The 4,769-nt window shown below is 69.4% G+C and carries 4 protein-coding genes; 2 read left to right on the top strand and 2 right to left on the bottom strand.

Going from position 1 to position 4,769, the window contains the following annotated elements:
- Positions 1 to 302 precede the first annotated feature (302 nt).
- Positions 303 to 2,240, bottom strand: a complete 1,938-nt coding sequence (locus tag ACFC79_RS38105) for a Helicase associated domain protein (RefSeq protein WP_376249845.1) — start codon at positions 2,238 to 2,240, stop codon at positions 303 to 305.
- The gene (locus ACFC79_RS38100; protein WP_376249843.1) at positions 2,237 to 2,764 is read right to left on the bottom strand and encodes a DEAD/DEAH box helicase family protein; all 528 of its coding nucleotides are present in this window, start codon (positions 2,762 to 2,764) and stop codon (positions 2,237 to 2,239) included. The genes ACFC79_RS38105 and ACFC79_RS38100 overlap by 4 nt, the downstream gene beginning before the upstream one ends.
- A gap of 276 nt (positions 2,765 to 3,040) precedes the next feature.
- On the opposite strand from ACFC79_RS38100, the gene ACFC79_RS38095 reads away from it, so the two are divergent.
- Both ACFC79_RS38095 and ACFC79_RS38090 read left to right on the top strand, forming a co-directional pair.
- Positions 3,041 to 3,820, top strand: a complete 780-nt coding sequence (locus ACFC79_RS38095) for a TnsA-like heteromeric transposase endonuclease subunit (RefSeq protein WP_376249841.1) — start codon at positions 3,041 to 3,043, stop codon at positions 3,818 to 3,820.
- A 44-nt stretch (positions 3,821 to 3,864) separates the two neighbouring features.
- Complete coding sequence (locus tag ACFC79_RS38090; protein WP_376249839.1) at positions 3,865 to 4,701, top strand: hypothetical protein; 837 nt, start codon at positions 3,865 to 3,867, stop codon at positions 4,699 to 4,701.
- Positions 4,702 to 4,769: the final 68 nt, after the last annotated feature.

Genomic DNA, 4,769 nt, shown 5'->3' with positions numbered 1-4,769 from the left:
CGGTCTGCTCCGCAGACACGACGCGCCGCCGCTACGCGACGGAAGACGACCACGCACTCCGTGCGTGGTTTTCGGGACTTCGTCCCGGGGATCCGGGCCACTCCGTGGCCCTGGAGTCCAACTCCGTTGGACTCGGGCCCTGTTCGCTCCGCGATCAGGGCGACCGGTCCGCGCTCCGCGCGTCCCTGGGCTGGCTGCGTGCGCAGGGGGTCAGGACTTGGGTGTGCCTGACTGCTTGACGGGGCGTCCTCTTTCCGCTAGCTCGCGGTCGGAGGCTGGCCTGTCTTATGGAAGCAGAAAAACTATGGAACTTCCGAGATATCTGCGGGTCCCTCTTCGGGAACGTCGGTGGCGGTTCCGGGCCGGTCCTCTCGGAGGATCTCTTCCATCAACTTGCTTTGCTCTTCCGGTAGTTGACCTGCTTTCTGTTTGGTGCGGGTCTTGCACAGCCACGGGCCGATCATGACGCGTTCGCCGTCGGCCTCGATCCATTCCCTGGCGCCGGGCGGGCGTCCGTGGCGCTCCACGAAGGCGCGCAGCAGCAGCGCTGTCTGTTCGAAGGAACGGCGTTTCCTGGTGCCGGATGTGACGGGCGTTCTCGGTGTTTGCCTCAGTGGGACTTGATCGGCGGTCAGGTCGAGGCTGGTGAGGAGGTCGCGTTGGCCGGAGTTGAGTTCGTGCCAGGTGGTGAACTGACGGTGCAGCCAGATGCCGGCTTTCACGCCGTCGATCACCGTGTCGCGGCGCAGCGTGGCCGGGTCGTGACCGGCTTCGATGTGGCGGCGCAGCAGGTGGTATTTGCGGTGCCAGTCGGGTCCGTGCGGGAGTGTCCAGTGCGGGTCGAGGGCGGTGAGCTGGGTTTCGCGGCTGGAGGTGAGGCGGTCTTTGCGGGCCAGGGTTCGCTGGTCGGCGAGGAACTGGCCGCCCGGTTCCTGGGAGGGGATGGCGAGGTGGCCATGGGTGGTGTGGAAGGCCTCGATGGTGGCCAGGTGTCCCTGCCAGGCTGCTTCGTTCTCGTCCCAGACCATGCCCAGGTCTTCGAGCTCGGCAATCCAGTCCTCGGTGAGAGCGCCTTGGTGGTAGGCGGTGCGTTGTCCGGTGATGAACTGGCCGAGCCGGTGGCCGTAGGCGTCCTCGTAGTCGGCCGGGATGCGGAGGTGGTCGTGCTCGGCGTGGTAGCGGACGGCGGCCGCGAGGCCGGCGCGGCGGGGTGCGGACAGGACAGCGCCGGCGGCGGGCCAGGCCAGCAAGTCCATGGCCCGGGCGATATGTCCGGGGTCGAGAGTGAAGTCGAACCGGAACCGGCGTGTGATCAGGGTGTGGGTGCTGGCGTCCGGGCGGCGCTTGGCGTTCTTGCGCGGGGCCCGGGCAGCGATGGACTGGTCATGGTGCCGGAGTGCGGCGGTGACCAGCCAGAGGGCTTCGTAGGGGGTGGAGAGGAGGTCGGTGGGGTCGGCGTCGGGTGGGGTGTAGGCGGGGATGACCAGGCTCGCCGTCTTGCGCTCGATGGTCGGGGGCTTGCGCAGAGCGCGGCCGAGGGCCTGGACGATGCGGCGCACGCTCGCCGTGCGGTCCGCGAACACGACCGCGTCCACGGCTGGCAGGTCCACTCCCTCGCCGAGGACCTGGGCATTGGTCAGCACACCACGGTCGGCATCAGCGAAGCCGGTGAGGATGGCGTGGCGCTGGCCGGGGGTGTGGGTGCCGTTGACCGACTGCACGAGAAGGTCGTCGGCCCATGCGGGGCGCTGGTCCGCGGGGAGGGTGCGCAGCGTATGGGGGAACTGGCGGGCGAAGTCGGCGGCGTCCGCGACCTGCTGGAAGTACACGATCACATGCTTGAGGTCGTGCTGGGTCATGGCCTTGAGGACGGCCATGTGCAGCGCGGTCGTGCGACGGGCGCTTGGGCCGAACCCGGTGTGGGTGTCGCCGGAGTTGGTGAGGATGGTGCGCAGGTCGGTGCTGGTGATCGTGGGCACGAGGAGCTGGTAGTCGGCCAGGACGCCGTCCTCGATCGCGTCCGCGTGGGAGTAGGTGTGCAGGCGCGGGCCGAAGACCTTCGGATCGTCCATCGACGCGATCAGGGACGGGGCCTCCCACGCGGGTGCGGTGGCCGCGGTCCGCTTCGGCCGGGGCCGTGTATCGGGGGCCTCGGTCAGACGCGGAGCCTCCCACTCGTACGGGGTCGCGGTCATGTAGAGGCGGCGGTCGGCCAGGATCCGGGCCTGGTCGTGGATCATCGTCCACTGCTTGTCCCAGCTCCCTGCGGTGCGGTGCGGTGCGCCTCGTCCACGACCAGGAGGTCGAAGACAGGGGCAGTGAAGACCGAGTGCTGGGTCTCCTCGATCCGAGGGAGGGAATCGAGCGTGACGAACACGATCGCCTTCTCGTGCCGTTTCCTGCGCTGAGCCAGCCAGTACGCCAGGTACTCCCCCGACCCCGTACTCACCGCCCCCGCACCCGCCAGCACAGGATGCTTACGGGCATCGGAGGAAGAGACCGCCATCAACGACTCCCTTCGCCCGTCAGCGCGGGCCGCCGCCGCCCACTGACCGATCAAGTCCAGGCTTGGCACCGCCACCAGGAGATACCGGACATCGAGGGCTTCTGCGGTGCGCAGCGCGGTCAGAGTCTTCCCGGTCCCGCACGCCGAGACGATGTGCCCGCGCGTACCCGGGTTCTTCAGATGCCGCACCGCACTGTCCACCGCAGCCTGCTGATCGAGGCGCAGCGCACGGCGGGCGGGGGTGGTTCGGGCCGTCATTGCGGTGGCCGCTGGCTCAGGGCTGGAAGGCATCACGTACGACCTCGGCTCACGGCGGCAATGGGAACGTCTCATCCTCCCGCACGGTGCGGGCCGCTACGGCCCATATGGGCAGCGGCACCACGGTCCGCACTTCCGCTGAGAATCACCTTTTTGAGTGGGACGGGCTGTGTTCGCGCGTTATGCATGGCCGGTACGCCCTTGGCTGTCCAGCGGGAAGACGTGGAGTTCACGTGTCGTGCTCGACGCGCTGTCCGGGAAGGGGGCGGTTCGGACATGGAGGTCGCTTTCAGCAGTCTTGCTGGGCAGGTGACACAGCTGCCATGGGAGCAGGCGGTCGCATCGGTGCAGTTCGAGGAACTGGCGCCGGTATCGGCGTTTCCGGTGGTACCGGGGCGTCGGTGGGGTCCGGGCTGGTGGTGGTCGGCGACCACCGGGCGGCATGTGGTGCACGGTTCGACCGCGATGCGCACGCAGCTGATGCTGCTGGACCGGGATCCGGATGTCATCGGCTTGGCCGGGCGGCCTGTCCGGTTCGTATGGCGGGACGAGGCGGACGGTCGGGTCCGTTCGTGGGTTCCGCAGTTGTTCGCTCGGTACGCAGATGGCACCGGGCTGTTCGCGGACTGTCCGTCGGGCCCGGCTGCGGGCGGGGTCAGGGCGCAGCGGGCGGGAGCGGTGCTGGAAGCAGCATGCGCGCGGGTGGGGTGGGTGTATCGGCGGCTGGATCCGCTGTCTGTGTTGGCGGCGGCGAATCTGCGGTGGCTGGCGGGCTATCGCCATCCCCGGTACCGGGGGCCGTGCGGGCTGCGGGCTGCGGTGGCCGAGGCGTTCGCCGTGCCGCGGCCGCTGTTCAAGGGGGCGGTGTCGGTGGGTGAGCCGCTGCAGGTCTTGCCTGTCGTCTACCACGCGCTGTGGTCGGGGCAGTTGGTTGCGGATCTTGGTGAGCCGTTGCATGCGCGGGCTCTGGTGGGCGTGTCCGCGGCAGGTGTTCGGGACGGCGGGCGAGCGGCAGAGGTAGAGGTCGGTGGGTCTGGGGAGAGGTGGGCGCGGTGAGCGGGCGGCGGGGCGCAGGGCGGCGGCCGGTGGTGGAGGTCGGGGTGCACGTGGTCTACCGGGGGCAGACCTTTCAGGTGGCCGCGGTGCAGGGGCAGCGGGTCTATCTGCTGCGTGAGAACGGCACGGATACGACGGTGCTGCTGGGCCGGTTGTTCGCCGATCCGGGCTTTGAGGTGGTGGGGGCGCGGGCGCCGGGTGCGGTGCCGCAGTGGGGGCTGTTCGAGACGGTTCCGCCAGCGGCACAGCAGCGGGCGTTGGCGTGGCTGCCGCACATCCGGGAGGTGGAGAGCGGATGGCCGCATCCTGCGGGTGGCCGTGCGGGGCAGGTGATGCGGGAGGAGTACGACCCTGAGCGGTGGACGCTGGCGCAGCGGGAAGCGGCCAAGGCGAAGGAGATGACGGCGCTCGGCTTTACGCGGGTGACGTCTGCGACGGTGCAGCGGATGCGGCACGCCTATCGCAAGCAGGGCCTGTGGGGGCTGGTCGACAAGCGCACGACACGTTCGTCCAGCGCGACAGGCCGGGCCGATGAGCGGGTGGTAGCTGCGGTATTGGAGGCGTTGCGTAGGCAGCGGGGCCGGTCGAAGGGGACGGTGAAGGGGCTGCGGGTGGTGACCGGGCAAATCTTGGAGGAACTCCACGGGGCGGGGGTGGTGGAGGTGCCGCCTCCGTCCTCGTTCTACCGGTTGGTGAACGCGCTGGCTGATCCGGGCGAGTTGCCCGGGCGTGCCGCTCGGACCGCTACCGCGCCGGCCCCGGCGTCGTCGGCACCGGCGGTTCTGCGGCCCGGGGAACAGGTGCAGATCGACACCACCCGCCTGGACATCATGGCCGTGCTGGAGGACGGCACTCTAGGGTCTGTTTCTCGGATCTCCTGACAGGGGTGGGGTGTTGAGGTCAGGGTGGTGGGATGGGACGTGGGGATCTGACGAATGCGGAGTGGGAT

Source organism: Streptomyces sp. NPDC056061 (genome assembly GCF_042266885.1).
Taxonomy (GTDB): Bacteria; Actinomycetota; Actinomycetes; order Streptomycetales; family Streptomycetaceae; genus Streptomyces.
This window is presented reverse-complemented; position numbering and strand designations above follow the sequence as displayed.

Coding starts and splice junctions, on each gene's coding strand:
- ACFC79_RS38095 (WP_376249841.1), top strand. CDS start 3,041: ATGGAGGTCGCTTTCAGCAGTCTTGCTGGGCAGGTGACACAGCTGCCA.
- ACFC79_RS38105 (WP_376249845.1), bottom strand. CDS start 2,240: ATGATCCACGACCAGGCCCGGATCCTGGCCGACCGCCGCCTCTACATG.
- ACFC79_RS38100 (WP_376249843.1), bottom strand. CDS start 2,764: ATGACGGCCCGAACCACCCCCGCCCGCCGTGCGCTGCGCCTCGATCAG.